The 25,988-nt window shown below is 70.1% G+C and carries 24 protein-coding genes and 1 tRNA gene; 11 read left to right on the forward strand and 14 right to left on the reverse strand.

The window, feature by feature from the left end; genetic code table 11:
* Positions 1-72 precede the first annotated feature (72 nt).
* The 6 genes from LXT21_RS30445 (at position 73) to LXT21_RS44960 (ending at position 4,920) form a co-directional block, all read left to right on the forward strand.
* Positions 73-1,500 carry a tetratricopeptide repeat protein gene (locus LXT21_RS30445; RefSeq protein WP_254041711.1) on the forward strand — a complete coding sequence of 476 codons (1,428 nt, stop codon included), beginning with the start codon at positions 73-75 and terminating at the stop codon, positions 1,498-1,500.
* Positions 1,501-1,580: 80 nt separating this feature from the next.
* On the forward strand, positions 1,581-2,228 hold the full coding sequence (locus tag LXT21_RS30450; RefSeq protein ID WP_254041712.1) for a hypothetical protein: 648 nt from the start codon (positions 1,581-1,583) through the stop codon (positions 2,226-2,228).
* A 132-nt stretch (positions 2,229-2,360) separates the two neighbouring features.
* Positions 2,361-3,257: a S1C family serine protease gene (locus LXT21_RS30455; protein WP_254041713.1), complete on the forward strand. Its 897-nt coding sequence runs from the start codon at positions 2,361-2,363 to the stop codon at positions 3,255-3,257.
* A 16-nt stretch (positions 3,258-3,273) separates the two neighbouring features.
* Positions 3,274-4,188 carry a S1C family serine protease gene (locus tag LXT21_RS30460; protein ID WP_254041714.1) on the forward strand — a complete coding sequence of 305 codons (915 nt, stop codon included), beginning with the start codon at positions 3,274-3,276 and terminating at the stop codon, positions 4,186-4,188.
* A 160-nt stretch (positions 4,189-4,348) separates the two neighbouring features.
* Positions 4,349-4,789: a type II secretion system protein GspG gene (locus tag LXT21_RS30465; RefSeq protein WP_254041715.1), complete on the forward strand. Its 441-nt coding sequence runs from the start codon at positions 4,349-4,351 to the stop codon at positions 4,787-4,789.
* Positions 4,786-4,920 (forward strand): hypothetical protein, encoded by a 135-nt coding sequence (locus LXT21_RS44960; protein WP_256572120.1) that lies wholly within the window; start codon positions 4,786-4,788, stop codon positions 4,918-4,920. The genes LXT21_RS30465 and LXT21_RS44960 overlap by 4 nt, the downstream gene beginning before the upstream one ends.
* Here LXT21_RS44960 and LXT21_RS30470 read toward each other — a convergent pair.
* Positions 4,917-5,210 carry a UBP-type zinc finger domain-containing protein gene (locus LXT21_RS30470; protein WP_254041716.1) on the reverse strand — a complete coding sequence of 98 codons (294 nt, stop codon included), beginning with the start codon at positions 5,208-5,210 and terminating at the stop codon, positions 4,917-4,919. The genes LXT21_RS44960 and LXT21_RS30470 overlap by 4 nt on opposite strands.
* Before the next feature lie 149 nt (positions 5,211-5,359).
* Here LXT21_RS30470 and LXT21_RS30475 point away from each other — a divergent pair, with 149 nt between their 5' ends.
* Complete coding sequence (locus LXT21_RS30475; protein ID WP_254041717.1) at positions 5,360-6,814, forward strand: MFS transporter; 1,455 nt, start codon at positions 5,360-5,362, stop codon at positions 6,812-6,814.
* 59 nt (positions 6,815-6,873) lie between these two features.
* Here LXT21_RS30475 and LXT21_RS30480 read toward each other — a convergent pair whose 3' ends face one another.
* From LXT21_RS30480 to LXT21_RS30505, 6 genes are all read right to left on the reverse strand, one after another.
* Entirely contained in the window at positions 6,874-7,719 is an 846-nt protein-coding gene (locus tag LXT21_RS30480) for a GSU2403 family nucleotidyltransferase fold protein (protein WP_254041718.1), read from the reverse strand.
* On the reverse strand, positions 7,707-8,777 hold the full coding sequence (locus tag LXT21_RS30485; protein WP_254041719.1) for a hypothetical protein: 1,071 nt from the start codon (positions 8,775-8,777) through the stop codon (positions 7,707-7,709). Before LXT21_RS30485 ends, LXT21_RS30480 begins: the two co-directional genes overlap by 13 nt.
* Before the next feature lie 219 nt (positions 8,778-8,996).
* Positions 8,997-9,578: a thioredoxin family protein gene (locus tag LXT21_RS30490; protein ID WP_254041720.1), complete on the reverse strand. Its 582-nt coding sequence runs from the start codon at positions 9,576-9,578 to the stop codon at positions 8,997-8,999.
* Positions 9,579-9,618: 40 nt separating this feature from the next.
* Complete coding sequence (locus LXT21_RS30495; RefSeq protein ID WP_254041721.1) at positions 9,619-11,928, reverse strand: protein-disulfide reductase DsbD family protein; 2,310 nt, start codon at positions 11,926-11,928, stop codon at positions 9,619-9,621.
* 183 nt (positions 11,929-12,111) lie between these two features.
* The gene (locus LXT21_RS30500; protein WP_254041722.1) at positions 12,112-13,365 is read right to left on the reverse strand and encodes a vWA domain-containing protein; all 1,254 of its coding nucleotides are present in this window, start codon (positions 13,363-13,365) and stop codon (positions 12,112-12,114) included.
* Between the two features lie 322 nt (positions 13,366-13,687).
* On the reverse strand, positions 13,688-13,852 hold the full coding sequence (locus tag LXT21_RS30505) for a hypothetical protein (protein ID WP_170300443.1): 165 nt from the start codon (positions 13,850-13,852) through the stop codon (positions 13,688-13,690).
* Positions 13,853-14,427: 575 nt separating this feature from the next.
* On the opposite strand from LXT21_RS30505, the gene LXT21_RS30510 reads away from it, so the two are divergent.
* A complete protein-coding gene (locus LXT21_RS30510; protein ID WP_254041723.1) occupies positions 14,428-16,638 on the forward strand; it encodes a (Fe-S)-binding protein in 2,211 nt (736 codons plus the stop codon).
* Positions 16,639-16,705: 67 nt separating this feature from the next.
* Here LXT21_RS30510 and LXT21_RS30515 read toward each other — a convergent pair whose 3' ends face one another.
* From LXT21_RS30515 to LXT21_RS30545, 7 genes are all read right to left on the reverse strand, one after another.
* Positions 16,706-17,260 carry a DUF2378 family protein gene (locus tag LXT21_RS30515; protein WP_254041724.1) on the reverse strand — a complete coding sequence of 185 codons (555 nt, stop codon included), beginning with the start codon at positions 17,258-17,260 and terminating at the stop codon, positions 16,706-16,708.
* 116 nt (positions 17,261-17,376) lie between these two features.
* Positions 17,377-17,838 carry an ankyrin repeat domain-containing protein gene (locus LXT21_RS30520; RefSeq protein WP_254041725.1) on the reverse strand — a complete coding sequence of 154 codons (462 nt, stop codon included), beginning with the start codon at positions 17,836-17,838 and terminating at the stop codon, positions 17,377-17,379.
* Positions 17,839-17,900: 62 nt separating this feature from the next.
* Positions 17,901-18,878 (reverse strand): TolB family protein, encoded by a 978-nt coding sequence (locus LXT21_RS30525; protein ID WP_254041726.1) that lies wholly within the window; start codon positions 18,876-18,878, stop codon positions 17,901-17,903.
* Between the two features lie 119 nt (positions 18,879-18,997).
* Positions 18,998-19,525, reverse strand: a complete 528-nt coding sequence (locus LXT21_RS30530) for a non-proteolytic archaemetzincin-like protein (protein ID WP_254041727.1) — start codon at positions 19,523-19,525, stop codon at positions 18,998-19,000.
* Between the two features lie 66 nt (positions 19,526-19,591).
* A tRNA-Gln gene (locus LXT21_RS30535) sits at positions 19,592-19,662 on the reverse strand.
* Positions 19,663-19,882: 220 nt separating this feature from the next.
* Positions 19,883-21,040 carry an RtcB family protein gene (locus LXT21_RS30540; RefSeq protein WP_254041728.1) on the reverse strand — a complete coding sequence of 386 codons (1,158 nt, stop codon included), beginning with the start codon at positions 21,038-21,040 and terminating at the stop codon, positions 19,883-19,885.
* Complete coding sequence (locus LXT21_RS30545) at positions 21,037-21,426, reverse strand: ribosome-binding factor A (protein ID WP_254041729.1); 390 nt, start codon at positions 21,424-21,426, stop codon at positions 21,037-21,039. The genes LXT21_RS30540 and LXT21_RS30545 overlap by 4 nt, the downstream gene beginning before the upstream one ends.
* Before the next feature lie 580 nt (positions 21,427-22,006).
* Between LXT21_RS30545 and LXT21_RS30550 the strand changes: the two genes are divergently transcribed.
* The 3 genes from LXT21_RS30550 (at position 22,007) to LXT21_RS30560 (ending at position 25,964) form a co-directional block, all read left to right on the forward strand.
* Entirely contained in the window at positions 22,007-23,398 is a 1,392-nt protein-coding gene (locus tag LXT21_RS30550; protein ID WP_254041730.1) for a dihydrolipoyl dehydrogenase family protein, read from the forward strand.
* A 447-nt stretch (positions 23,399-23,845) separates the two neighbouring features.
* On the forward strand, positions 23,846-25,108 hold the full coding sequence (locus tag LXT21_RS30555; protein WP_254041731.1) for a glycosyltransferase family 87 protein: 1,263 nt from the start codon (positions 23,846-23,848) through the stop codon (positions 25,106-25,108).
* An 82-nt stretch (positions 25,109-25,190) separates the two neighbouring features.
* Complete coding sequence (locus LXT21_RS30560; RefSeq protein WP_254041732.1) at positions 25,191-25,964, forward strand: energy transducer TonB; 774 nt, start codon at positions 25,191-25,193, stop codon at positions 25,962-25,964.
* The last annotated feature ends 24 nt before the right edge of the window (positions 25,965-25,988 follow it).

Below are 25,988 nucleotides of genomic sequence, written 5' to 3' on the forward strand. Positions count from 1 at the left end.
TGAGTCCCCGAGCAGACGTCGGCGCTGCCCTTCCCCGGTCTTCGCCATCCATCCCGCCGCCTGCTCCCAGACATGAACCTCCCCTCCCCGCTCCGAGTCCTCGCGCTGACGGTCCTCGTCACCGCCTGCGCCACGTCGCCCAAGCCCCTCCCCGCGCCCAAGCCGAGCGAGCCTCGCTACGTCGTCGGCTTCCTCTCCCTGCGCCCCGCCACCCCCGAGGCGGCCGAGGAGGCCCGAGCCCAGGAAGCACGCCTCCTCGCCGCGCTGACCGAGCTGGCCCGGAACACCCCCATCGACGTGGTCCGCCCCACCGTGACGGTGCCAGCCTCGCTCGAACAGGCACCCGCGCTCGCCCGTGAGGCGAAGGTGAACATGCTGCTCTGGGGTGACGCCACGGTGGACGCGGGCAAGCTCACGGTGAAGCTGAGCGCCTTCGAGACGCTGCTTTCCCTGCCCTCGTCGTTCTGGCCCATGGAGTACGCCGCCGGCGACGCGAAGCGACCCGAGGCCCTGTCACTGGACGCCCTGCGTCTCTCGCAGGCGGTGCTCCAGGAGACGCTGCTGCCGATGATGATGCTCGACCAGCCGACGAACACGCGCGCGGTGCTGGACGTGCTCGTGGTGAAGCACCCCAAGGACTGGGTCGACTGGAACATGGACATCATCCAGCGACGCTGGGGCATGCTGGGCCGGCTCCTGCGTGACGGCGCGCTGACGGAGAAGGGGTACCGGGCCGCGCTCGACGACGTCCTCGCCTGGCGCAAGGACCACGCGGCCACGCCGAGCTCGGACATCAAGGAAGCCTTCTACAGCGTCGGGCTCGCCCGGGGACTGTTGTTGCAAGGCAAGCCCCAGGCCGTGGTGGACCTGCTCTCGCCCATCGTCGAGCGCATGCCGAAAGACCTCGAGTCCCGCCTGCTCCTCGGCCGCGCCCAGCTCGCCCTGGGCCGCACGGAGGACACGGCGAACACCCTGGAGCCGCTCGCGCGCGAGGGCACGTCCGTTGGCGCCACCCGCATCTATGTGGCAGCGGTGACTGCATTGCCCGCTGGAACGTCCCGCGCGAACATGGCGCTCGACACGCTGGTGGAGAAGAACCCGGAGGACGCCATGGCGCATCTGCTCCGTCACCTCACGGCTCCGGGCACTCGGGATGCCTCCGCGCTGAAGTCCTTCACCGCCACTCATCCCGGCGAGGACTGGCCGCTCCCCCTGGCGCGCTACCTCACGGGCGAGGCCCCGACCTTCGGACCCGACCCGGACGAAGGGGACCCGACAGACCACGGCGTACGCCTGCGCCGCATCCAGCTCCACTCCTACCTGGGCGAGGCCGCGCTCGCGGGTCGACTCCCAGGCAAGGCAGGTGTCGTCGACCCCAAGGTGGCCCGACAGCACTTCGAGGCCGCCCTGGCCACGCACGCCTTCCACCATCCCACCTACGACGTGGCGGACTTCCAGCTCGAGCAGCTCGCTCGGACACCGCCGACCGAGGGGCCCTGAGCGCCGTTGCGCAAGAAGCACGACTCCGGGGTGATGCCGTGATGTGGGCTGCGAAGGGAGCACGGATGCGGCTGGGACGAATGGCGACGCTCCTCGGGCTGCTCTGTGCCTGTGGCACGGGCCTGCAGAGCTCGCCTCAGGACGCGGGAGAGGCTCCCCAGGAGGAGACCCTCCCGCCCGTCACCCTGGAGGAAATCACGGTGACGAACCACGAGAACGGCGCCCTCACCGTTCGCGTGCGTGGCGAGAACTTCAGCGAGGGCAGCCTCATCGTGATGACGCGTCGGACGCTCGCCACCCAGGTGGTGAGCAGCACCGAGCTGCGGGCGACCATCCCTCCCGCCTTCCTCGAAGAACGCGAGCACCTCTACCTCGAGGCGCTGACCACCTCGGCCCAATACCCGCATGGCGCCAGGTCCCCGCGCCTCGGGTTCAACCTCCCCGCGCCCGAGCTGACCTCCGTGGAGCCCGCCAGCGTCCGGATGGGCTCGCCCGACCCCACCACCGTCTTCCTCTACGGAAAGAACTTCGTGAAGAACAGCACGGTCACCTTTCGTGGGGTGCTGTACCCGTTCCATGTCGTCAGCCCCACCAGCGGCGTGGTGAACCTGCCCGCCAGGCTCACCCTCGGCGACGACGAGTTCGAGCCCATCCGCGTCAGTGTCCCCGCTCCGATATCCGCGGACACCAACTCGGGCCTGCTGAGAGTGTCGGTCCCCTTCCCGTGAGGTGAAGGAGCGGCGACGGACTCCTCCGGAAGGAGGGGGGACCTGGCCGAATGGGCAGGTCACCGTCCTGCCCGGTCCGCCGATGTGGCGCGCCTTCGAGGCTTTTACCTTCCGCCTCGAAAGGAACACGCCATGTCCACCGACCTCTCCTCCCTCTCCCAATCCCTCGCCTCCGTGGTGGAGCGCACCGCGCCGAGCGTCGTCCGCGTGGACGCCCGCCGTCGTCGCAGCGCCACCGGCATCGTCTGGAGCGCCGACGGGCTCATCCTCACCACCAGCCAGGTCGCCGAGCACGACAGCCACCTCCAGGTCAGCCTGGCCGACGGGCGCACCCTCCCCGCCGAGCTCATCGGTCGGGACGGCAGCACCGACATCGCGCTGCTGAAGGTCGACGCGACGGGACTCACACCGCTCCCCCCCGCGCCGCTGGACGGCGTGAAGGTGGGGCACCTCGTCGTCACCGTCGCGCGACCTGGGCGCACGGCGCGGGCCACGCTCGGCATGGTGAGCGCGCACGGCGAGGGCTGGCGCACGCACGCCGGGGGTCGCGTGGACCGCTATCTCGAGACGGACGCGGACCTGCCGCCCGGCTTCTCCGGTGGCGCGCTGGTGGATGCGGCGGGGCAGCTCGTCGGCGTGCTCTCCGCGGCCTTCTCGCGCACCGCGGCGGTGGTCATCCCGCACGACACGCTGACGCGGGTGACGTCGTCGCTGCGAGAGGACGGCGGCATCCGCAGGGGTTACCTGGGCGTGGGCGCGTATCCCGTGAAGCTGCCGCAGCACCAGTGGGCGGCGGCCGGGACGGAGGCGGGGCTCATCTTCCTCTCCGTCGACCCGGAGGGTCCCGCGCAGAAGGCCGGGCTGCTGATTGGCGACGTGCTGGTGAGCCTGGACGGACAGGCGCTCCACCGCGTGGAGGACCTGCTCGGCTACCTGGGCGACGCGAAGTCGGGCACCTCCATCCAGGCGCGCGTGCTCCGCGCCGGAGAGATGAAGGAAGTGCCCATGACGCTGGGCCGGCGCTCCTGAGGAAGGGACACGCACGATGAAACTCCTGCAACAGTTCTCGGATGACCTGGAGACGCTGGTCTCGCGCGCCTCGCCCGCGGTGGTGGGCGTGGAGCACGCGCGAGGCCATGGCACGGGGCTCTTCCTCACGCCGGATGGCTACGTCCTCACCAACCGCCACGTCGTCATGCGCGGCTCACGCAAGCTGACGGTGCAGTTGTCGAATGGAGAGGAGCTGCGCGGCTCGCTGGTGGGAGGCGACGCGCCCACGGACCTCGCGGTGGTGCGCGCGGAGGGGACGGACTTCCCGACGCTGCCACTCGCCGCGCCGGAGACGGTGCGCGTGGGCCAGCTGGTGCTGGCCATCGGCAACCCGTTCCGGTTGGAGCAGTCGGTGGCGCTCGGCGTGGTGAGCGCGGTGAACCGGAGCGTCACGCTGCCGGACGGCGTCATCCTGGAGGGCATGCTCCAGACGGACGCGGCCATCAATCCGGGCAACTCCGGCGGGCCGCTCATCAACACGCGGGGCGAGGTGGTGGGACTCAACACGCTGGTGCTGCCTTACGCGCAGGGCATCGGCTTCGCGGTGAGCGCCACCACGGCCGCGTGGGTGGCCAGTCTGCTCATCCAGCGTGGGAAGGTGGAGCGGCGCTTCCTGGGCATCGCGGCGGCGGCGGTGAACCTGGGCGCGGAGCACGTGCGAGACCTCGGCCAGCCCCGGGCCGTGCGGGTCATCAAGGTGCAGGGTGGGACTCCCGCGGATGACGCGGGGCTCCAGCCGGAGGATCTGCTGCTCGCCATCAACCGACGGCCGGTGAGCAGCGTGGACGACCTCCAGCGACTGATGGCCCTGGCGACGGATGACGAGGTCTCGCTGGAGGTGCTGCGCAAGGGACGGCGCAAGACCGTCGCTGCGCGCACGCGGCCCCGCATCGAGCCGGTGGCCGCGTGAGCACGGCGTGGCTCCGAGGTCTTGTGCGCCTCGGAGCCACGGCTGTCATTCCGGCCGATGCGGACCCGTGGCCTTGACGGAATGACAGACATCAAGGGGCGTGAGTCCGCGGGCTCCAGGGGAGCGCCACCTCGGCACGTGACTTGAAACGCGGGCGGCGATGACCGAATCCGTCCCTCGTCGCCCGTTGTCACGAGCACTCCGACAAGCTGGCCTCGCGCTGCTGTGGGTCGCGGGGCTCGGCGGGCTGGTGTTGTTCGCGATGCTCCTGGTCTCCGTGGAGGTCTGCTCCGAGGCCGCACGACGCGACCGCGCGGCAATCGACCTGAGCGCCATCCAAGGGGCGCTCCTCATCCACCAGGAGCAACACCGCCGTCTCCCCACGGAGGCCGAAGGGCTCAAGCTGCTCGTCGAGCACCAGGCGCTCCAGGCCCTACCGATGGACCCGTGGCAAAACGCCTACGAGTACACGGTGCGCGACGGACAGGTGCTGCTGCGCAGCCTCGGCGCCGATGGAGACCTCGGCGGCGAAGGAAGCGACGCGGACATCGAGCTGAGCTTCCCCGTGGAGACACTCCGCGACGGCGGGCCGACGCCATGAGCCCCTCCACGCATCAACTCCTCACGGGCCTCTGGCTCCACCTCTCGGGAGTCCTGGCGGCGCTGCTGCTGGCGATGCTCCTGATGGGCTGCTTCGCCAGCCTATTCCGCGAGGACCGCGACAGGGCCTAGACGCGAGAGCCTTCTTGCTGCTCCGGCCTGTCGTCCATGAAGAGCCGGTCCTCGAAGCACCACACCCACGTCTCACCCGGCTCGAACGACTGCACCACCGGGTGCTTCGTCTGATGGAAGTGCTTCGTCGCGTGCTTGTTCGGCGACGAGTCGCAGCACCCCACGTGCCCACACTCCAGGCAGCGACGGAGGTGGACCCACTGGGCATTCATCTTCAGGCACTCCTCGCAGCCGTTGGTCCGCGGCTCGGGGTTGCCCGCCTGCTCGATGTGCTTGCACTCGGTCGCCATCGTTCGTCTCCGTTCGAAACACGTTGTCCGCGGACAGGGTGTGCACGGGGCCTTCGCCCCACCATGTGCTGGGCATCCGGGCAGACAGGCTCACGGCTCCTCGAAGTCCTCCGTGGCGCGACGGCGACGCACGTCCCACGCTGAAACGTATGCCTCCCGACACCCCGTCCGTGGCCTACGCCAGCACCCGTGGGCGCGGAGTGCTGCTGGCCAGCGTGCTCGGCAGCGGCATGGCCTTCCTCGACTCCACGGCGGTCAACGTCGCGTTGCCCGCGCTCGGGCGCGAGCTCCACACGGGGCTCGCTGGCCTCCAATGGGCCGTGGATGCGTATCTGCTCACGCTCGGCTCCCTGGTGCTCACCGGCGGCGCGCTCGGCGATGCGTGGGGACAGCGACGCGTCTTCGTGCTCGGCCTGGTGGCCTTCACGCTCATGTCCGTGCTCTGTGGACTCGCACCCAACGCCTGGACGCTCGCCCTCTTCCGGGCGGCGCAAGGCATGGGCGCGGCGCTGCTGGTGCCCGCGAGCCTCGCGCTGCTGCGCACCTCCTTCCCGGAAGCGGACCGACAGCGCGCCGTGGCCGCGTGGGCGGGGCTCTCGGGTGTCACCACGGCCTTGGGTCCGCTGCTCGGTGGCTGGTTGGTGGACGCCGCGTCCTGGCGCTGGGTGTTCTTCCTCAACATCCCCATCGCCGTGCTCGCCGTCTGGGCGGCCCTCCGCTACGTGCCGGATGACCGGCCCACGCGAGACACCCGGAGACTGGACCTCGCCGGCTCCGTCACCGCCGCGCTCGGTCTGGGCGGCGTCATCTACGCGCTCATCGAAGGTCCCTCGCGGGGCTGGTCCATCGCGCCCGTGCTCGCCGCCGTGGGAGGCCTCGCGCTCCTGGGAGCGTTCCTTGGCATCGAAGCACGCGCGAAACACCCGATGCTCCCACTCGGACTGTTCCGCTCGCGGACGTTCTCCGGCGCCAACCTCACCACGCTCGCGGTGTACTTCGCGCTGGGCGGCGTGAGCTTCCTGCTCATCCTCGCGTTGCAGCAACAACTCGGCTACTCGGCGCTCGCCGCGGGCGCATCCCTGCTGCCCATCACCGTGCTGCTGCTCACCCTGTCTCCGCTGGTGGGAAGACTCGCGGGACGCATCGGCGCGAGACCGTTGATGACGGTGGGGCCGCTGCTCGCGGGCGTGGGCATGGCGCTGCTCACGCGGCTGCACCGTGGCGGTGGCTACGTGGACACGGTGCTGCCAGGGGTCCTCGTGTTGGGCCTGGGCTTGAGCCTCACCGTGGGACCGCTGACGGCGGTGGTGCTCGGCGCGGTGGAGGACCGACACGCGGGCATCGCCTCGGGCGTGAACAACGCGGTGGCGCGCATCGCGGGGCTGCTCGCGGTGGCGCTGTTGCCGTTGCTCGGTGGGCTCGCGAACAAGACAGGGGACGCGTTCCTCCAGGGAACGCGCGAGGCACTGTGGGTCTCCGCGGGACTGTGTGGAGTGGGAGCGCTGTGCTCCCTGCTCCTGTTGCCTCGTGACGTCGGTCGGGTGGAGCCAAGGCCACCTCGCTCCGAGCGCCCCTCCGCTCCAGGGAAACCTTTACGCGTGTGACGGATAGGCGCCCTCGGGACGGAGAAGGCGCGCTCCTTCCATCGGGGCTTGTCGCCCAATCAGCTCGCGCGAAGGGCCGAGAGCAGTTCGTTGACGAGCGCCCGACATGACTCGGCGACTTCATCAGGGTCCATGAGGATGCCGACAGCACGAACCGTCATCTCGACCCCGATGCTCCGCGGCGCCAAGAACTGCTGCTCAAGCAACACAAGTCCGAGTTGCGTCGTCTCCGAGGACGTTGGGTCGTCGAGCAGCTTCTTGAATCGCTCCACGAGCACATCCACATCCGTGCCCCGCAGAAGCCGGAAGATGTCCAGCGCGTCCTTGTCGCTCAGTCGATCAGTCCCCTGCCTGTCCTGAATCTTGCGAGCCTTGGCGACGAGCAATGCGGCAGGCCCCGCCACCCGCACGTCGAAGGAGCGGGAGTCCCTCTCATCGAGCGCGGAGAGTCGCATGACATCCGCATCGACCAATGCCCCGTCGAGACCCTCCACTCTGCGCGCCGCACGGGAGTCGTGTCCTGGGAGTTTGGCGGAACGGCCCTTTCCTGGACTGACCGATGCGGGAACGAGCAGGTCCACCGCGACCTTTGTTTCAGCACCGGCGCTCGTGGGTTGCGTCGCAATCCAGATTCCCACCGAGCTCTTGGACTCGGGGAAGAACCCCGCCTTCGTCAAGGCCTCCTCCAAGGGAGGAATCTCCTTGAGGACCTCCGGGTCGATGGCCAAGTCACCATCCGTGGTGAAGGGAGCCACGGCGAGGTCTGCCTCACCCACGCGCAGATACACCGCTTGAGCCCCGACCAGCACGACCGCCTCGAGGTGAGGCCCCAGTGCCTCGAGCGCATCGAGAAGAACCCGCCGCGCCAGGACATACAACTCAGCGGGCTTGTTCACCTGCGCCACTTCTCTTCGTTCTCCTGCATCCATCGAATCAGTTCCTCCCCCTCGGCGGGCCCGCGGCCAGGACTCGTCAACAAATCCATCGCGGCCTGGCTCGGAGCGACGTACCAGACCCCATCGCGCTGAATCGCCCCCTCGAATACGCCTTCATCATCGGGTTCGATGAACAGCACGTTCGCCCCTGACTCCGCGGGGCGGAGCCCCAACCGCTTCGCGGCCTCAATAACATCCCGGACCCACACCGTCGCAAGCCGCACCGGGGCCGTCGGCGCGAACACCTCGGAAGCGAGTCCTCCCGTCAGGGCATACCGCTCATCCGACTTCACGAGCCGACCGACCAGCGCGGAGAGCCCTCTTGGTTCGAGGTAGGTCCGCGCTTCGCCACGGGACTCCAGTGGCGCCTGCTGTGCGCAGTACCTGAGCAGCCCAGGCCAATCCACGCTCTCCATCCGTCCATGACCGACACGCGTGATGAGCGCTTCCTTGTCGAGAAGCGCGAGGACCCGAGAGACGTACCCCGCATCGACGTGGGTCAGGGTGGCGAGTTCACGCACTCCTGGAGGCACCTTACGGTCGATCAACGCGCGTGCGACCCGACGCGCCTTCGCGCCACGCATGGAGAGCGCGGGACGTCCCGAACGTTCAGGGTCTTCCCTGGCTCCCTCCGCTTCGATGTAGAGGCCAGGTGTGGAGACGACAAGCCGCACGTTCCCGGTCAGGTCCAGGTACCCCACCTGAGCTTCTCGCAGGCGCTCTTGGGTGAGTTTGCTCAGATAGGGAGCCAGGAGCACCAAGGTACGGGTTGAGCGCAGGGCCTCGGTCCGCGACACGAGGGCGGCGACATCCCTCGGTTCGACCCGGGCACGGGCTTCCAGCGCCAACACTCCCGTACGCCCGTCTGGTGCCCGGAGTTCCGCCAGGGCATCGACGGAAAGAAGCGCCTGTTCAAATGGCAGTTCACCGACCTGCCAACCTGGTGGAAGTCGCGCCCGTAGCCCCCGGACTCCTTCGCGGATGAGCTTGTTGTCCGAATCGGCCATGTTGCGCAATATGCGCAACATGAACAACCCAGGCAACTATACTCACTTGTTGCTGGTCATCCCGGTGGTGCACAACGGGTACAACTCAGCAGAGTCGAACAACAACCACATTTACCGACATAGGCAGCTAGCAGCCTGAGCAGTATCCCGGCGAAGACAGGGGATTCTGCCCCGGTAGACACGAAGGCCCTCCTCCCGTGACGGGAAGAGGGCCCAGGGTGCCACACGGTGGCCAGCGTCTCAGCTCTTGTACTTCACCGAGCAGCCGTACGGCGTGGTGGTGGAGGCGGGCACGGGCTTGCCGTTGAGCACCGCGTCCACGGCGGTCTGCACGTGGTTGCTCTTCTTCTCGTTCTTGCCGCGCGGGTCATCGTCGATGGCACCCGCGTAGCGGACCACGCCCTCGGCGTCGATGATGTACATGTGCGGCGTCGTCTTGGCGCCGTACGCCTTGCCCGTGGCGCCGCTCGCGTCCTGGAGCACGGGGTAGCTGAAGCCCTCCGTCTTCTTCCAGGTCGCGGACTTCTCCGGCGTGTTGTGCGCCGTGGAGTCCACCGCCAGCCACACGACCTTCTGGGCATCGAAGCCCTTGAGCGTGTTGGCCATCGTGTGCGCCTTGTAGTGGCGCTGCACGAAGGGGCACTCGGGGTTGGTCCACTCCAGCACCACCACCTTGCCCTTGTACTTCGACAGCGCGTGCTCCTTGCCGGCCTCGTCCTTCAGCGTGAAGGCGGGGGCGGGCTTGCCGACCTCGGCATCCGCGAGGGCGGGCATGCCCACGAACAACGAACCGAGCGCGAGAGCGGTGAAGACCTGCTTCATGGCGTTCCTCCGGGTTGGGGACTGAGGACTGCGGGATGCATCAAGGCCGCGGGAGCTGCGCGGCGCACAACACCTTCGAGCCGTCCGGACGCGGCGCACACGCCGACGCGCGCTTCACCGAGGCCACCACTGAATCCACCGTGAGCAGCTCCGGCAGCACCTCCGGCTTGTCCGGCGTGCTCGGGCTCAGCACCAGATACATGGGCACACCCGCGCGCCCATGGTCCGCCAGCCGCGCGGTGATGCGCGCGTCGCGGCGCGTCCAGTCCGCCACGAAGAAGGCCACCTGGTGCTCGGTGAACGCGGCGCGAACCTCCTCGCGCGACAGCACCGTGCGCTCGTTGAACTTGCAGGTGAGGCACCAGTCCGCGGTGAAGTCGATGAACACCGGCTGCCCCGCCGCCAGCGCGGAGGCCACGGCCTCATCGCTCCACGGCTGCGCCATCGCCACGGTGGAGGACGCCTTCGCCGCCGGAGCCGCGGCCTCGTCGAAGCGCAGCGCCGCCACGCCCGAGCCCACCAGCACCACCGCCGCGATGCCCAACGACGCCCAGCGCCTGCCACCCTCCTGCAGCTGCGACTGGCCGTACACCCACGTGCCCAGGCCCACCGCCACGAGGAACGCGAGCAGCCGCGCCATGCCATCCACGCCGGCAAGCCCGCCCATCACCCACACCAGCCACACCGTGGTGCCCAGGAGCGCGAAGCCCAGCACCTGCTTGAAGCGCTCCATCCACGCGCCCGGCTTCGGCAGCTTCTGCACGAGCCCCGGCACCAGCACCAACAGACAGAACGGCAGCGCGAGCCCCAGGCCCAGCGCGGTGAACACCGCGAGCACCGTCAGCGGCCCCGCCGCGAACGCGAAGCCCACCGCCGTACCGAGCAGCGGCGCCGAGCAGGGCGTGGCCAGCACCACCGCGAGCACACCCTCGCCCGCGCTGTGAAGCAATCCGTGGCTCTGGTCCACCTTGCCAGCGAGCGCCGTGCCGTCCAGGCCCACGTTGAAGACACCGAAGAGGTTGAGCGCGAACGCCACCAGCACCGCGCTCACCGCCGCGACGAAGAGCGGCTCCTGGAACTGGAAGCCCCAGCCCACGCCCGCCCCGCCCGCGCGCACCGCCAGCACTGCGCCCGCGAGCGCCAGCATGCTGGCCACGATGCCACCCGCGTACGCCGCCGCGTGCGCGCCCACCCGGCCCTGCTCCTGGCGCACCATGCGCGTGAAGCCATACGCCTTGAGCGCCAGCACCGGGAACACACACGGCATCAGGTTGAGCAGCGCGCCACCGAGGAACGCGAACAGCAGCGCCATGCCCAGGCCCATGGAGGCCTCCTGGGGCGCGGCCGGCGCGGCGCTCGTCACCGGCTTCACCGCCGCGATGGAGTCCTTGATGGAGGGCGCCTTCGCCACCACGGTCGTCGGCACGGAGCCCGGCGGCGCCGCCACGACGGGCGCCAGGGCCAGGTCCACCTCGAGCGCCTGATAGCCCGTGGCCTTCGTGCCCAGCCGCAGCACGCCCTTGAGGCGCGGCTCGGCCTGGGGCACGTCCGGCTCCGCCTTGCCCTTGAGCGCATAGCGGCCCGGGGCCGTCTGCGTGAGGGTGACCTTGTCCACGCCAGGGTTGCGCTCGGGGACGAAGAAGTCCTGCTCCGTCGCGGGCACCGAAGCGCCGCCGCCCGTCAGGGTGACGGTGCCGGAGAACTCCTTACCCGCGGTGAGCTCCTTCGCGTCCAGCGCGAGCACCGCGCTGTGGCCGGTGTCCTTCGCCGGACGGGGGACCTGCGCCTTCGCCGCGTCGAACGTGGGCGCGGCCTCGGCGTCCGCCATCGTCGCGGGCCCCACCGGGATGGAGCGCGTGAGCATCAGGTCCGCGGGGATGCAGTGCACCTCGCACACCAGCGCGTTCACCGCGGCCGACAGGTTGAGCGAGCCGGTGGCCTGCTCGGAGGCGCGCGCCTGGGCGAACAGGAGCACCTCACCCTCGTAGCCATGCGTGGTGATGAAGCCGTCAGGGGTGCGGAAGGTGCTCGGGAACGGCCACTGGAGCGCGCCCACGGTGGAGCCGGGCGTGTCCCACGCGATGTCCGTCTCCAGGCCGGAGTCGCCCGGGTTCTTCCAGTAGACATGCCAACCCGGGTCCAGACGGAAGCGCACGCCCACGCGGAAGGTGTCGCCCGGCTTGACCTGGGTGGCGTCCACCAGCAACGAGGCCTCGATGCGCGGGTCGCCCTCGTCGGGTGCGCCCGTGGCCACCGCGGAGGGAGGCAGCGCCGCATGCGCCACCGCCGCCGCCAGCCACAGGCCGATACCGCCCACCAGGGCGAACCTCTTGGACACCGAGTGCTTCATGCGCCTCCCGTTAACCCAGCCGCGACGGGCCCGCCAGCATCCGCGTGCGGACCACGTCCGTGCCAGAACCTCCCAGGCAGGCGGACATTCCCCGCGCCCGGCCGTGGCCAGGGGAGGTCACGAGACACACACACCGGCGCCAACAAGAGGGTGGCCCACCCGGGAGGGGCAGGCGGCCGAGCCTCAGTCCTCCGACTTCCAGGGCGCCAGGGCGGGCAGGGGCAGCGCCGGACCGATGCGGCTCAGGGTGATGCGGGACGCCTCCGAGTGCGCGCGGCGCATCACCAGCGCCTGCGGCTGGGCCGCGCGACGCTCGACGATGCGGCGCAGGTCCGCCAGCCGCTCCAGGTGGCGCTGTGGGGGCACCTCGGGCGCGCCCAGTCGCGCGAGCTTGTAGAGGGCCAGGTCCGCGGACTCCAGCGCCTGCTCCGCGGCGGACTGCTGCTTGCGTCCCAGCGACTTCCAGGCGGCGGCCTCGGCGGCGACCAGCTCCAGCTCCGCGGACACCGCGCGCACGAAGCGGCCCTGGTCGCTGTCGGTCTCCACGCGCGTGACGAACACGGGTCCCCGGCGCGTGTCACTGCCCTCCACGAAGGACGTCGTCACGCCCAGGCTCCACTCGGTGGACACCGGACGTCCCGCGAAGAGCACGCGGCGAGGGAAGGACTGGGACACCGAGCCGAGCGACGCGCTCATCGCGTCCCCCTCCACCCGCGCGGGGTAGCGGTGCCGGCAGCGCAGCTCCAGGAAGCCGGAGGGGAGCACGTACACGCGAGCGTCCGAGCCCACCTCGCCGAACAGCTCCGCGGACAGCGAGCCCACGGCGTCGGGCAGCCCCTCCGGGTCATCCACGTGCACGAAGCCCGTGCCGGACGGACCGGTGAGCGCCTCCAGGATGTCGGGCAGGTAGTGGCGCCCCAGGCCCAGCGCGTGGAGGGCGACGCCGGACTCGACGACGCGCGCGCCCAGCGTCTTGAACTCGGAGAGGTTCGACTGTCCGACGGACGGCTCGCCGTCGGTGAGCAGCAGCACTTGCGGACGCGCGCCGGGGACGAGCACGCGGCGCACGGCGTCCGCGCCCCGCTCCACGGCCTCGTGCAGCGCGGTGCCCTCGCCGGACTCCAGCCGGGAGAGCGCCTTGAGCAGCGCCGCCTTGGCGGGCGCGTCCATCGCGCGCACCGGCAGCACCTGCTCCGGCTCCGCGTCGAAGGTGAGCAGGCCCAGGTAGTCACGGGGACTGGAGCGCTCCACCAGCGCCTGGGCCGCCTGCACCGCCGCGAGCAGGGGGATGCCGCGCATGGAGGCGCTGCGATCCAACACCAGGTTCACCGCCACGGGCGCGCGAGGCGTGTCGACGTTCGCCTCCAGCGTGACGAGCAGCAGCACTTCCCGGCCGTGCTCCGCGTCCCGCTCCACTGCCAAGGCCGTCTGCTTCATCCGCGCTCCCGTGCGAGCCCACGACCCATTTTGCCGCGAACTGCCCCAGGGAGACGGCGTCTCCCAAGGCCGGAAGTCTCGTGGACCACACAGGGGGCGCCTCGCGGGGGTGAGGCCAGCACCGTCGAGGATGTCGGCAGTCACACCCCGGACGCAAGAGGGGCCGTCCGCACCCCACGCGGCTGACGACACACACCGTCGCGATTCATGTCTTGTCCGGGAAATCCCACCGGCCCGGGAGCCACCACGAAGGGGCCACCGCGCGAGCCTTCCGACGTCTCAGCAATGCCCCCGCGCGTCCACGAGCCGCGGGGGCCGCGTGTCACTCCGCCGCGTTCCACCCCCCCCACGACTCCTCGGCGTAGCCCCACCTGCGGCCACCGGCGGAGCCATCCACGGGCGTCACGCTCTCGCACTCGCCATCTTCCGCGAGGTCCACATACGGCAGCCCCTCATCGTCCATGTACGTGGTGTCATCGTGAACCATGTCCGGCTCCTCCACCGGGCGCTCCGCTCGACGAGGGTGAACGGCCTTCCGGCTCGCCTCCCCGCGGACGCCCCTTTTTCGGTCCTCGTGGGCCCGCCCCATGCGGTACCCCGTCACAACTCGTTGACCGATTTACATGCCATGGTGACCATGTCGCTTCGCGTTGTAAAGCCCTTGGGACGTCAAAGTTTCGGGCCCTCCCTCGCTCCGCTGCTCCCCTGCCTGCCCTCCAGCCATGGACCCAACAAATACAGCCAGTTGGAGCAACATCCGGTGGCGGACAGTCTAGGGAGCCATCGTACAAGGTAGGGCCTACCCCCGCCGGATGGAAGCACACACCTGTCAACACTCGGCCGTTTTCAAGCCGGTGAGCGCTGAGTGCGGGTGTTGGTAAATCGGTGTAGCGAGCCAGCTTGCTCGCCCAGGGCATCGCGCCGTGCTTCAGTCCCAAACACCCTGCCCGCTCGATGCTTGATTCGAGAATCACCCCTGTTAGGGTTGACGGGCACTCAAGTTTTGCCGCATCGCGGCAACGGGCCTACCGCAACATCCCCTGAGAGGTCCCCCGAGTCCCAATGAGCCCCATCATCACCGGCCTTTTGCTCGCCATTGCCATCCCCATCTTCGTGATGACCATGTCCGGTCGCGTGGGCGTGCTGCTCGCGATGAAGAAGGAGGGGCGGCTCGACAACATCCCCCTGCGCATCAAGCGGCTCGTGCTCTTCGGGCTCGGGCAGAAGCGCATGGTGGACCCGGAGGAGTTCACGCCCGGGTTGATGCACGTGCTCATCTACGCGGCGTTCATGGTGCTGCAGGTGCGCACCCTGATGATGTTCGCGATGGGCTTCTCCACGGGCGCGCTGGAGCTCTTCACGGATTTGAACCACCCGTTCTGGCTGGAGAACGCCGGGGTGGGGATGCTCTACCGCGTCTACCTGCTGGTGAAGGACGTGGTGGCGGCGCTCGCGCTGGTGGGCTGCGGCTACTACGTGTGGACGCGCTGGAAGGTGAAGCCGGACCGCATGTCCCAGTCGTGGGAGGCGTACCTCATCCTGGGCTTCATCTCCGGGCTGATGGTGTCCGAGTTCATGTTCGGCGGCAGCCACATGGTGGCCGCGAACGCCGCGGCGCAGGTGGCGGTGGGTGCCACGCAGGTGCCCGCGTCCCCGGCCGCGCTGGTGTGGTGGGAGCCGTTCACCAGCCTGACGGGCCTGGCGATGATGCCCCTGGGCGCCACCGCGGCGCACGTGCTGGGCACGGCGGGGTTCTGGATCCACCTGGTCATCGTGCTGGCGTTCCTGAACTTCCTGCCCATCGGCAAGCACTTCCACATCATCACCGGCCTGCCCAACGTCTTCTTCCAGCGCACCCACTCCACCGGGAAGCTGTCCACGCCCAACCTCGAGAAGGAGGAGTTCGGCGCGGCGACGGTGACGGACCTGACGTGGAAGCAGGGCCTGGACCTGTACTCCTGCACCGAGTGCGGTCGCTGCCAGACGCACTGCCCCACGTACATCACGGGCAAGCCGCTCACGCACAAGGCCGTCAACCAGGACCTGAAGCACTGGCTCTGGGACAACGAGCAGTGGGTGGAGGAGGGCTACGGCCCCAACCACATGAAGGAGGCCCTGCCGGAGATCGTCGGCAGCGCGCTCAAGTCGGAGACGGTCTGGGCCTGTACCAGCTGCGGCTGGTGCGAGCAGGCGTGTCCGGTCTTCATCGAGAACGTTCCGCGCCTCATCGACATGCGCCGCTACCAGGTGCAGGTGAAGGCGGACTTCCCGCCCGAAATCCAGCGCGTGTTCGAGGGCATCGAGCGCCAGGGCAACCCCTGGGGCCTGGGCCAGGACCGTCGCGACGAGTGGGCGGAGGACCTGGCGCTGCCCACGTGGGGTGACGACGGCGGCCCGTACGAGTACCTGTTCTTCGTGGGCTGCGCGGGCAGCTACGACGACAAGCAGAAGAAGGTCAGCCGCTCGCTGGTCAAAATCATGCGGGAGGCGGGCGTGAGCTTCGCCACGCTGTCCAAGCAGGAGATGTGCAACGGCGACTCCGCGCGCCGCATGGGCAACGAGTACCTGTACCAGACGATGGCGAAGACGAACGTCGAGTCGTGGAACTCGATGGGCGTCAAGGCGGTCATCACCCAGTGTCCGCACTGCTTCAACACCATCAAGAACGAGTACCCGGAGTTCGGCGGCGAGTACCGCGTCATCAATCACACGGAGCTCATCAACGAGCTCTTGCGTGAGAAGCGCATCAAGCTCTCCGCGGTGATGAACACGAAGCTCACCTACCACGACCCCTGCTACCTGGGCCGGCACAACGGCGTGTACGACGCGCCCCGCGAAGTGCTCAAGGCCATCCCCGGCCTCGAAGTGGTGGAGATGCAGCGCAGCAAGCGCGAGGGCTTCTGCTGCGGCGCCGGTGGCGGCCGCATGTGGATGGAGGAGCACATCGGCACGCGCATCAACCACAACCGGTTGAACGAGGCGGCGCTGACGCTCAAGCACGCGGAGGACCCGACCACGCCGTTCCCGGACGCCGCGGACCGGAAGAAGCCCGGCCAGGTGGGTGACTACAAGGAGAAGGGCGGCACGGGCATCGTCGCCGTCGCGTGCCCCTTCTGCTCCACGATGCTCGGCGACGCGGTCAACGACACGGGCCGCGAGGAGAACATCAAGGTCAAGGACATCACCGAGCTGGTCGCCGACGCGATGGAGACGCGCGGTGGCCCGGCCGGCGGTGTCACGCCCGGCGCCACGCTGAGCGCCAAGCCGGAGTAGTCCCGCCGCAATCGCCTCGAGCGAGGGCCCGGAGGCTTCCTTCAAGGAGCCCCGGGCCTTCGTCGTTTCAGGGCGCCCACTCCAGGAGGTACGTGCAGGACGGGCCCTCGCGGTGGAGGATGGCGACGCGGGGCATCCGCGCGCCGGAGAGCGTGAGCACCGACTCCAGCACGCCCACGTAGTAGTCAGGCCGTCCGTTGATGTCGCTGAGCCACAGCTCCACGCGGCCCGGTGCGCTCGCCTTCACCTGGGACGTCACGTAGTTGTCCGCGCCGCGAAACCCGCGGTTGAGCTGGAACAACATGAACTGGGGACCCAGCGCGCGCGCCCCCACGCCGAGCATCCGCCCCACCACCGTGCCCAGCATCCCCTGCATCACGGTGTGGCCCAGCTGGCGCCACGCCTCGTCCTCGGGGAGGTCCGGCCACACATCCACCAGCACGATGCGCTGCCAGCGCAGCCACTGGGACAGCGGATAGGTGGGCAGCAGGGGTTTGGACAGGTCCAGGCCCGCCTCGCGCAGCGCCTCCCAGCCGGCGGCGGAGAGCCGGTCCTTCAGCGCGAGCTGGAACAGTCCGTGGACCGTCCCGCCCTGGACGCGCTTCGGTTCAGGGGTCTCCATAGGGTCTCGCTTCACACTTCCAGACCACCGTATGTCCCGCGGGCGGAGTCGGTGACCGCTTCCACGCACGCGTGGCGGGTGGTGAACGGCGCGACTGTCGCCGTGCCGACGCGCGCTCAGGGCTTGCGTTGCTTTTGCGAACGCAGCGCCCGCTCCAGCCGCGCGGTGGGGCCGTCATCGCCCAGCTTGCCGGCCACGTACGCACCGGCCGACGCGAGCTTGTGACCGAACCCCTCGGGTCGAGCGGGCGCGGAGGAGGTGCCCATCCGCCCGGTGGCCATGTGCGCGCGGGCCATGTCCTGGTCGGCCTGGGAGCCCGAGTCCCACAGCAGGCGGACGCTCTCCGAGTTGCCATAGGTGGCGGCCAGCACCAGGGCCGTCTCGCCCAGGGCGTTGGTGAGGATGGGGTCGCCGCCCGCCTCCATCAGCAACGCCACCAACTCGGAGTGGCCCTCGCGCGCCGCCACCATCAGCGGCGTGAGCCCCTCGTCGTCGAAGGGGTTGGGGTCGGCGCCCGCGGCGAGCTGGGCGCTCAGGGACTTGCGGTCATTGGCGAGCACGGCGTCGAAGAGGGACATTTTCAGCCTCCGTGCTCGCGAGCATCGCGCCTTTGGGGGCGCGGATGCCACCCGCCGTGGGACTACAGGGGGCCGTACGAGGGCTCGGCGGCGCTGGGCACCGCCAGCGTGACGGAGTTGGACGGCGCCGCGGCCACCGTGGCGCGGTAGATGCCCGGGTCGCTGCCCGCCGAGTCAGCGAAGAGGAAGCCCACCTGGCTGGCGCCCGTCCACATGGGCCACGTCTCCTGCGCGCTCGCGCCGCCGTAGCTCGTCACGCGCCGCAGCGCGCCCAGCCGCCCGTTCGACAGCGGGGCCACGTAGGTGCGCACGCTGCCCGAGCCCCCGCGCCCATCCAGCGCCACCTGCGTGCCGTCCGGCGACACCGCGACGCGGTTGGCCACCGCGACCACGTCGCCCAGGGACGAGGTGTACTGGATGGAGCCAGCCGTCAGCGGCACGTACGCCACCTGGGTCAACTGCTGCAGGCCGCTGCCCGCGGGCGCCACCACCGCGCTCCCGTTGGGCACGAACGACGGCGCCCCGTAGGCGATGGTGGTGTTGGGGGTGAGCTCCTGGAAGCCGCTGCCGTCGGTGTTCACCCGGCCCAGCGACGTGAGGGAGCTGTTGCTCGGGGAGAAGACGAAGACGACGCTGCGGCCGTCCGGGCTGAAGGTGGGCGTGCGGAAGTTGGAGCAGCCGCGCGCGCACGCCGGGTCATTGGAGGCGAACAACGTGGCCACCGTGCCGCCCGTGGTGGGCACCGTCTGCAGGGCGGTGGCGCCATTGGCGGCGCGCGCCACGAAGACGACGCCGCGGCCATCCCGCGACACGGAGGGCCAGTACGCCCCGCCGGAGCTCGTCAGCCGCTGCGGACTGTTGGGGTCCCCCGCGTCATCCACCACGTAGACATTGCGGTCGGCCTCCCGCACGAAGGCGAAGCCCCGGCGGAAGTCGACGTCACCGATGCCGCCGCCGCCACCCGCGTCGTCGAGCGCCTCGCACCCACCCAACAGCCCCACCGCCAACACGCCACCGACGAAAACCCGCATGCCCGTCATCAAAGTCGTCGCTCCACGTTGCCCGGCCCGGTCCAGAGCCCCGCACTACAGGGCGCACGGGGGCGGACGTCAACGCATCCGACGGCATTCACGGGCAGGCGGGCGAGGGCGCCGCGGTCTCACCGGTTGAGCTTGTTGAGCTCGTTGCGACACTGGTTGCAGAGCGACAGCTGCTTGCGGTCGCAGTCCTGCGGCGTCTGCGCGAAGAACATCACGCACCGGGGGTCCTCACAGTAGGACAGCCCGAGCAGGTGACCCGCCTGGTGGATGGCCTCCACCTGGAGGCGCCGTCGCAGGTGCTCGCCGTCCGCGCCCTGCCGCAGCCGGAACAGGCTCACCACCGCCGTGCGCGACTCCCGGTCCGCCTCACCGAAGACGAACGGCGAGTCCGGCACGAAGAGGTCCACGTCCGTCACCCCCAGCACCAGCTGCTGCCCCGGCTCCATCATCGGCGTGAGCCGCTTCATGATGGCGTTGCAGTGGTACTGCGACCGGTCCTTGTTGAACGCGTAGGCGGGCGTGGTGAGGACGACCTTCGACACCACCGAGGCGGTCCCCATCTGGGTCGCCAACGGGTCCTGGAGGTCTTTCAACAGGGAAGCAGTCTGGCTTCCCACGGAGACCAGCAGGAGTGTCTTCTGCGGCATCGGGCCACCGTCCTTCATGCACGCGGACGGACGCGCTGGCTACCGCGTCCCCCCGGAGCGGATTGACTGGGGCGCAAGGATTCGAACCTTGATACTCAGAGTCAAAGTCTGATGTCCTGCCATTAGACGACGCCCCAGCAGGTTCGCACGTGTACTTCTGGCGGCCGATTCTACGGCATCTGGACGGGCTCGGGAACCCACTCTGACGTCAGGTTCGGCGCGGAAGTGGATCAACCCCGGAAAGAGCCGTCCCCAGGCGCCGAATTCCACCTGGGGTGAATACAATGCTCTGGCTGTATCGGCGGAGCCCGGCGCTGGCCTGCCGCCGGGCCCCGTTTCAAGGTGATGCAGGGTGTTTCAGCCCTTGAGGACGGCGATGGGCGTCAGCCGGCGGACCGGGGTGACGAGGTCGGCCTCGTCCTCGAGCACCTCGGCGATGTCCCGGTAGACGGCGGGAGCCTCCTCCACCAGGGTCTCCGCCTTGCTGGCGTCGTGCACCACCCGGCGCAGGGCGTGCGCCAGGGCGGCGGGCCGGATGCGTGCCCGTGCCTCCGTCCGGGAGAGGACCCGTCCGGCGCCGTGGGAGCAGGAGCGGAACGAGCGAGGCTCGCCCAGCCCCTCCACCATATAGGAGGCGGTGCCCATGGAGCCGGGGATGAGGCCCCGCTGTCCGGCCTCCAGGCCCACCGCGCCCTTGCGGTGGACCCAGAGCGTGCGGCCGAAGTGCTCCTCCAGGGCCACGTGGTTGTGGTGGACGTCCACCGTCGCGTCGGCGTCGGGGGTGAGGCCGAGCACGTCGGACAGCACCTCCAGCGCGCGGGCCGCGAGCGCGTCGCGGTTGGCCCGGGCGAAGCGGCAGGCCAGCTGCGTGTCCGCGAGGCACGCGGCGCCCTCGGGGGTGTGCAGGCTCAGGCCCGGCAGCGTGCCCTCCCCGAGCGCCGTGGCGACGCGGAGGTGGTGGTCGGCGATGGCGGAGCCCACGCCCCGGGAGCCGGAGTGCAGGAGCAGCCAGAGGTCTCCGCCCGCGTCCCGGTCCAGTTCGACGAAGTGGTTGCCTCCGCCGAGCGTGCCCAGGTGCCGGGGCGCCAGTCGCTCCCACTCGCGGCACAGCCGTTGGGTGGAGAGGGGGGGTGACTCCAGCTCGACAGGCAGCGCGAGTCCCCGGCCCCGGTGCGTGGCGTCTCCCACCGGGATGACCCGGGACAGACGCGCGAGCAACGACTCCAGCAGGTCTCGACCGAGCAACGCGGCGGGATGCGCGAAGCGGTACGCGCGCACGCCGCAGCCCAGGTCTCCTCCGAGCGCGCCGGGCACGATGTGATGCCCGGTGGCGAACACGGAGCCCACCGCGACGCGCCGCGCGACGTGGAGGTCCGGCATGGCGGCCACGTGCTCGACGACATAGGGCTGGGAGGCGATGAGGCGCAGCTGCTCCTCCGCGCCCGGTGGCAGACGACGTGTCCACGCGAGGATGGGGATGCTCCCAGGCTCGGAGGGGAGGACGCGCGGGCTCATCGCGCACCTCCAGGCTCGGTGACTCCGATGAACGTGAAGCGCAGCCGCGGGATGCGCTTGAGGTTCAGGTGCTCGGCGAGCAGGGAGCGCAGGTAGCCGTGTGACCTGGCCAGCGCGTCCTGCACCTCGCGGGGACTGGACTCGGATTCGGGCGTGAGGGTGTAGCCGATGTGGATGAGGCGACCGTCCGGTGTCAGCTCGAACGACGCGAGCTGGAGCCCCTCGAAGCAGGGGTCCGACAGCTCCGAGCGGAAGAGGTGCGCCACCTCCTGGGACAGCGAGGACTGCACGCGCAGGTGGTGCGCGGAGAAGGTTTCAGAGGACGACGAGGAAGCACCCTCACGCCGACGCGGCGCGCGGGAACGACGGTTCCAGGAAGAAGACATGAGTGGACGCAAGGATTTCCAGCCGAGCCACGTGCGACGGGGTGTCGGGGCTCACGCGCCCGAGCACACCCGTGTCACGTCGTCGGATTGCACGGTGACAATGGCTTCACGCCCTGCCCTGCCGTCCGGAAACCGTCCCGCTTCGTCCCACCCAGCATCGATGGCGGATGAGGAAGCGGTGCTCAGTCTCCGAGGGAGGCGCACGACGCGAAGCGACCCGAGACACCGTTGAGCGCAGTCCCCATGGCACACCTCCCGCCGCGCACGGACACATCCGCCACGGACCTGACTGGATTCACGTCTCACGCGAGGAGGCGCTCATCGCCTGCCCGCGTTCCACTCCGGACGCGGACGATGAATCGGACGCCGTCCTGACAGCGGTGCTCGAGCGCGTCGCGCCCTCCTCGTGGGAGGGGCTGTCGTCTCCTGGCGGACAGCTCACGGCGTCGTCTTCACGAGCGAGCCGCGCGGATGTCCGCTGGTGGCCACCACTTCTTTCCACCATCCGACGAGGAGCCCCCAGTGGGATTGGCCCGCCCGCACCTTGCTGCCTACGCAGCAGGAGCGCGAGGGCGAACACATGGCGGAAGTCTTCGATGTGGTGGTGATTGGTGGCGGGCCCACGGGAGAGAACGCGGGAGCGCGAGCCGCCGCGGCCGGGTTGTCGGTGGCCCTGGTGGAGCACGAGCTGCTCGGTGGTGAGTGCTCGTACTGGGCCTGCATCCCGAGCAAGGCGCTCCTGCGTCCGGGCGACGCGCTGTGGATGGCGAAGCAGGTGCCCGGCGCGAGGGAGACCCTCAAGGGGCCGCTGGTGGCGAGCGCGGTGCTCGAGCACCGCGACGCGATGGTCAGCCATTACAAGGACGACTCGCAGTTGAAGTGGGCGGAGGGCGCGAAGCTGAAGGTGGTGCGTGGCCACGGCAAGCTCGCCGGTCCGCGCAAGGTGCGCGTGGAGGCCAGGGACGGCGGCGTGAGCGAGTTGGAGGCCCGACGCGCCGTGGTGCTGGCCACGGGCAGCCGGCCTCGCATCCCAGACATCCCGGGCCTGAAGGAGGCGCGGCCCTGGGACAACCGCGAGGGCACGGCGGCCAAGCAGGTCCCCCGGCGACTGTTGGTGCTGGGAGGCGGCGCGGTCGCGGTGGAGCTGGCGCAGGCGTGGCGCTCGCTGGGCTCCGAGGTGACGCTGGTGGAGCGCGGCAAGGCGCTCCTGTCCCGCTTCGAGCCCTTCGTGGGAGAGCAGGTGGTCCAGGCGCTGCGCGAGGACGGCGTGAAGGTGGTGATGGGCGCCACCGTCACCCACGTGAGCCGGCCCGGAGGCCAGGGCGAGGTGACGGTGAAGCTGTCGACGGGCGAGGAGCTCCGCGCGGACGCGCTGCTGGTGGGCATGGGCCGCGTGCCCCGCACGGACGCGCTGGGCCTGGAGACGGTGGGCCTGAAGCCCGGCGAGACGGTGCAGGTGGATGACCAGCTTCGCGCGAAGGGTGTGGAGGGCGGGTGGCTCTATGCCTGCGGGGACGTGAACGGACGGAATCTGCTGACGCACATGGGCAAGTACCAGGCGCGCCTGGTGGGCGACGTCATCGCGGGGAAGAAGGCGAGCGCGTGGGCCGACACCAAGGCCACACCGCAGGTCATCTTCACGCACCCTCAGGTGGCCAGCGTGGGGCTCACCGAAGCGAAGGCGCGCGAGCAGGGGCTGCCCGTGCGCACGGTGCAGTACGACTTGGGCAAGGTGTCGGGCACGTCGCTCCTCGGGGAGAAGCTGGGCGGCACCGCGAAGCTGGTGGTGGACGAGAAGCGCCGCGTCGTCCTGGGCGCCACCTTCACCGGCCCGGAGGTGGGCGAGATGCTGCACGCGGCCACCATCGCCGTCGCGGGCGAGGTGTCGCTCGACACGCTCTGGCACGCGGTGCCGTCGTTCCCCACCATGAGCGAGGTGTGGCTGCGACTGCTCGAGACGTACGGGCTGTAACCCATCGCCACCGGCGTCACGCCGGCGAGCCAGCCCGCATGCATGTCTGACTTTGCGTCCGGGCGCACAATCCCAGACACCCCCGCGCGCCACGGTCGCGCGGGCGGGCCCGTCATCGCCCGTGAGACATGACGTCGAGCGCCCGCACGCTCCCTGGCCAGGCCCGTGTGCCCCCAGGTCCGTGAAACACCCTCTCCGCGCCAGGCCCACACCGCCGGACACCCTGTCCTGGCTGGAGCGCCCCGGCACCCGGAGCCCGCCCCTCCGTCCACACACAGGCCGTTGCCCGGCAGGGCCCCGGCGTGAAATGGTGAACACCTCCCCCGCCCTTCATTCCCCCGCGATGAACGTCGATGTCCTGGGGCCGTGCCGACACCACGGCCTTCCCCGCCCATGGCCCTCACTCCACGTGATTGGGCCCGTCCACCCGCCCAGGAGCCTGGCCCCGTGACGACCTCGTCCCAGTCCGCGAGTGCGCTCAGCGAGCCCTCCAGCCCGACGACCTACACCTCCACGAAGTGGGCCCGCTGGCTGTGGTGGCTGGTCCTCGCCGTGCTCCTCGTCGCCGCCGTCGCCGTGGGTCAGCACCCTCGCCGGGGCGTGGACTTCCGCGTCTACCTCACCGCGGCCGAGCGCTTCATGGAGGGCACCGACCTCTACCGCGTCTCCGACGGCACCATGCCGTTCAAGTACGCGCCCATCACCGCGCCCCTCTTCATCCCCTTCTCCCTCATGCCCTCGCGCATGGCCGTGGCCCTGTGGAACGTGGGCTCCATCCTCGCGCTCATCGCCGTGGCCCGGCTCACCCGCCGCGCGCCCCATGGCGCGGGCGAAGCGCCTCCCTGGTCCTGGGGCCCCGCGCTCGCCACCATCGCCCTGCTGCCCGCCTTCACCTTCGAGCTGTTCTACGGACAGGTCGACGTCGTCATGCTGCTGCTCGTGGTCGTCTCGGCCCTGGGCGCCGAGCGCGGACAGGTGTGGCGCCCCGGCGCGGCCTTCGCCGTGGCCTTCCTGCTCAAGCCGCCCGCGGCCCTCATCGGCCTGTTCTTCCTCTGGCGCCGGCACTGGAAGGTCATCGGCGCCACCGCCGTGTTCGGCGTGCTCCTGTGCCTGCCCACCCTGGCGCGCTACGGCTGGGACGGCACGCTCGCCCAGTTCCAGATGTGGAGCGAGACGCTCGCGCGCACCACCCCACCCTGGGTGCTCAGCACCAACGCGCAGGGCCTGCCCACGCTGTTCATCTCCCTGTTCTACCCGGGCTCGCTCGAGACGCCGCCCGGCTCCACCATCACCCTGGCGCAGCTGGTCGCCCTCACCGTGTTCCTGGTGGGCGTGGCCTGGGCCCGGCCCGGTCCCGCGGACCTGTTGGCCCTGTGCTGCCTGGGCGTGACGCTCCTGTCACCCTTGGCGTGGCGGGCCAACTACGTGCTCGCGTGGCCCCTGGTGCGCGCGGCCATCGAGGGGCGTGTGCGCGGCAACCTCACCCTCATCGGGGTGATCGCCTTCATCGGCACCGTGTTCTCCGACAAGGGGCTGGGGTTCGACTGGTCGCAGGATGTGATGCTGATGCGCCCCTTCGCCCTCATCTACTCCGCGTTGCTGATCGCCACGTTGTGGCAGGTGCGCAAGCAGGGCTCGCTGTCGGCCATGACGCTCGGTGACACCCTGGCCCGTCTGCCGCGCACCCTGCGTGGCATGCGGGCGTCGTGACGCTTCCGTCATCTTCCTGGCCTGAAAGTGTCACGGGGGCCGGACACCCCTGAAACATGGCGTCGCTATATGCGCGTCAGCCATGTTCGAAACGTTCGACAGCGCCTCCGATGTCGCCTCGGCGCGCAGGTTCGCGCTCTCCACCTCGGCATCCGTCGCCGTCTTCGTGCTCATCGGCGTCGTGGTCGTCACCGCCGCCGACAAGGTCCGTGATGTCATCAAGGAGCAGAAGGGCACGGACGTCGTCTTCCGTCCGCCCCCGCCTCCCGTCGTCGAGGTGAAGCCGCCTCCGCCGCCGCCTCCCGCGCCGCCCAAGCCCAAGCTGCCGCCCAAGGCCGCCCCGCCCGCGCTCGCCAAGGCGCCGCCTCCCACCGCGCCGCTCGTCGCGCCCGCCGCCATCGTCGCCCCGCAGGCCGTGCCGCTCGAGAAGCCGCCCGAGGCCGCCACGGAGACGGTGGCCGCCGCGCCCATCGCCGTCGGTGGCACCGGCGCGCTGGTGCCCGGCGGCGTGGCGGGTGGCACGGGCTCCGGCCAGGCGCTCGTCGGCGGTGGCGGCCGCGCGGCCCCCATCAACCTGCCCGAGTCGGCCACGCCGCCCGAGCCGCTCGAGTCCAACCTCATCCCCGAATACCCCTCCGACGCCCGCTCTCGCGGTCAGGAGGGCATGGTCATCCTCAAGGGCGTCGTCGAGGTGGATGGCCGCGTCACCCAGCTCAAGGTCATGCGCGGTGACGAGCCGTTCGCCAGCGCGGCGATGTCCGCGGTGCGCACGTGGCGCTTCAAGCCCGCCGTCGTCGAGGGCCGCCCCACGGCGGTCTTCCGCATCTTCAAGGTTCCTTTCCGTCTCAAGTCGTAGGTCGTCTGTCTCATCCCGCACCTG

The sequence above is a fragment of the Myxococcus guangdongensis genome (assembly GCF_024198255.1).
Lineage (GTDB): Bacteria > Myxococcota > Myxococcia > Myxococcales > Myxococcaceae > Myxococcus > Myxococcus guangdongensis.

Excerpts from the sequence above, each read along its gene's own strand:
- LXT21_RS30445 (WP_254041711.1), top strand. The coding sequence starts at position 73 with ATGAACCTCCCCTCCCCGCTCCGAGTCCTCGCGCTGACGGTCCTCGTC.
- LXT21_RS30450 (WP_254041712.1), top strand. The coding sequence starts at position 1,581 with ATGGCGACGCTCCTCGGGCTGCTCTGTGCCTGTGGCACGGGCCTGCAG.
- LXT21_RS30455 (WP_254041713.1), top strand. The coding sequence starts at position 2,361 with ATGTCCACCGACCTCTCCTCCCTCTCCCAATCCCTCGCCTCCGTGGTG.
- LXT21_RS30460 (WP_254041714.1), top strand. The coding sequence starts at position 3,274 with ATGAAACTCCTGCAACAGTTCTCGGATGACCTGGAGACGCTGGTCTCG.
- LXT21_RS30465 (WP_254041715.1), top strand. The coding sequence starts at position 4,349 with ATGACCGAATCCGTCCCTCGTCGCCCGTTGTCACGAGCACTCCGACAA.
- LXT21_RS44960 (WP_256572120.1), top strand. The coding sequence starts at position 4,786 with ATGAGCCCCTCCACGCATCAACTCCTCACGGGCCTCTGGCTCCACCTC.
- LXT21_RS30470 (WP_254041716.1), bottom strand. The coding sequence starts at position 5,210 with ATGGCGACCGAGTGCAAGCACATCGAGCAGGCGGGCAACCCCGAGCCG.
- LXT21_RS30475 (WP_254041717.1), top strand. The coding sequence starts at position 5,360 with ATGCCTCCCGACACCCCGTCCGTGGCCTACGCCAGCACCCGTGGGCGC.
- LXT21_RS30485 (WP_254041719.1), bottom strand. The coding sequence starts at position 8,777 with ATGTTGCGCATATTGCGCAACATGGCCGATTCGGACAACAAGCTCATC.
- LXT21_RS30490 (WP_254041720.1), bottom strand. The coding sequence starts at position 9,578 with ATGAAGCAGGTCTTCACCGCTCTCGCGCTCGGTTCGTTGTTCGTGGGC.
- LXT21_RS30495 (WP_254041721.1), bottom strand. The coding sequence starts at position 11,928 with ATGAAGCACTCGGTGTCCAAGAGGTTCGCCCTGGTGGGCGGTATCGGC.
- LXT21_RS30500 (WP_254041722.1), bottom strand. The coding sequence starts at position 13,365 with ATGAAGCAGACGGCCTTGGCAGTGGAGCGGGACGCGGAGCACGGCCGG.
- LXT21_RS30505 (WP_170300443.1), bottom strand. The coding sequence starts at position 13,852 with ATGGTTCACGATGACACCACGTACATGGACGATGAGGGGCTGCCGTAT.
- LXT21_RS30510 (WP_254041723.1), top strand. The coding sequence starts at position 14,428 with ATGAGCCCCATCATCACCGGCCTTTTGCTCGCCATTGCCATCCCCATC.
- LXT21_RS30515 (WP_254041724.1), bottom strand. The coding sequence starts at position 17,260 with ATGGAGACCCCTGAACCGAAGCGCGTCCAGGGCGGGACGGTCCACGGA.
- LXT21_RS30520 (WP_254041725.1), bottom strand. The coding sequence starts at position 17,838 with ATGTCCCTCTTCGACGCCGTGCTCGCCAATGACCGCAAGTCCCTGAGC.
- LXT21_RS30525 (WP_254041726.1), bottom strand. The coding sequence starts at position 18,878 with ATGACGGGCATGCGGGTTTTCGTCGGTGGCGTGTTGGCGGTGGGGCTG.
- LXT21_RS30530 (WP_254041727.1), bottom strand. The coding sequence starts at position 19,525 with ATGCCGCAGAAGACACTCCTGCTGGTCTCCGTGGGAAGCCAGACTGCT.
- LXT21_RS30540 (WP_254041728.1), bottom strand. The coding sequence starts at position 21,040 with ATGAGCCCGCGCGTCCTCCCCTCCGAGCCTGGGAGCATCCCCATCCTC.
- LXT21_RS30545 (WP_254041729.1), bottom strand. The coding sequence starts at position 21,426 with ATGTCTTCTTCCTGGAACCGTCGTTCCCGCGCGCCGCGTCGGCGTGAG.
- LXT21_RS30550 (WP_254041730.1), top strand. The coding sequence starts at position 22,007 with ATGGCGGAAGTCTTCGATGTGGTGGTGATTGGTGGCGGGCCCACGGGA.
- LXT21_RS30560 (WP_254041732.1), top strand. The coding sequence starts at position 25,191 with ATGTTCGAAACGTTCGACAGCGCCTCCGATGTCGCCTCGGCGCGCAGG.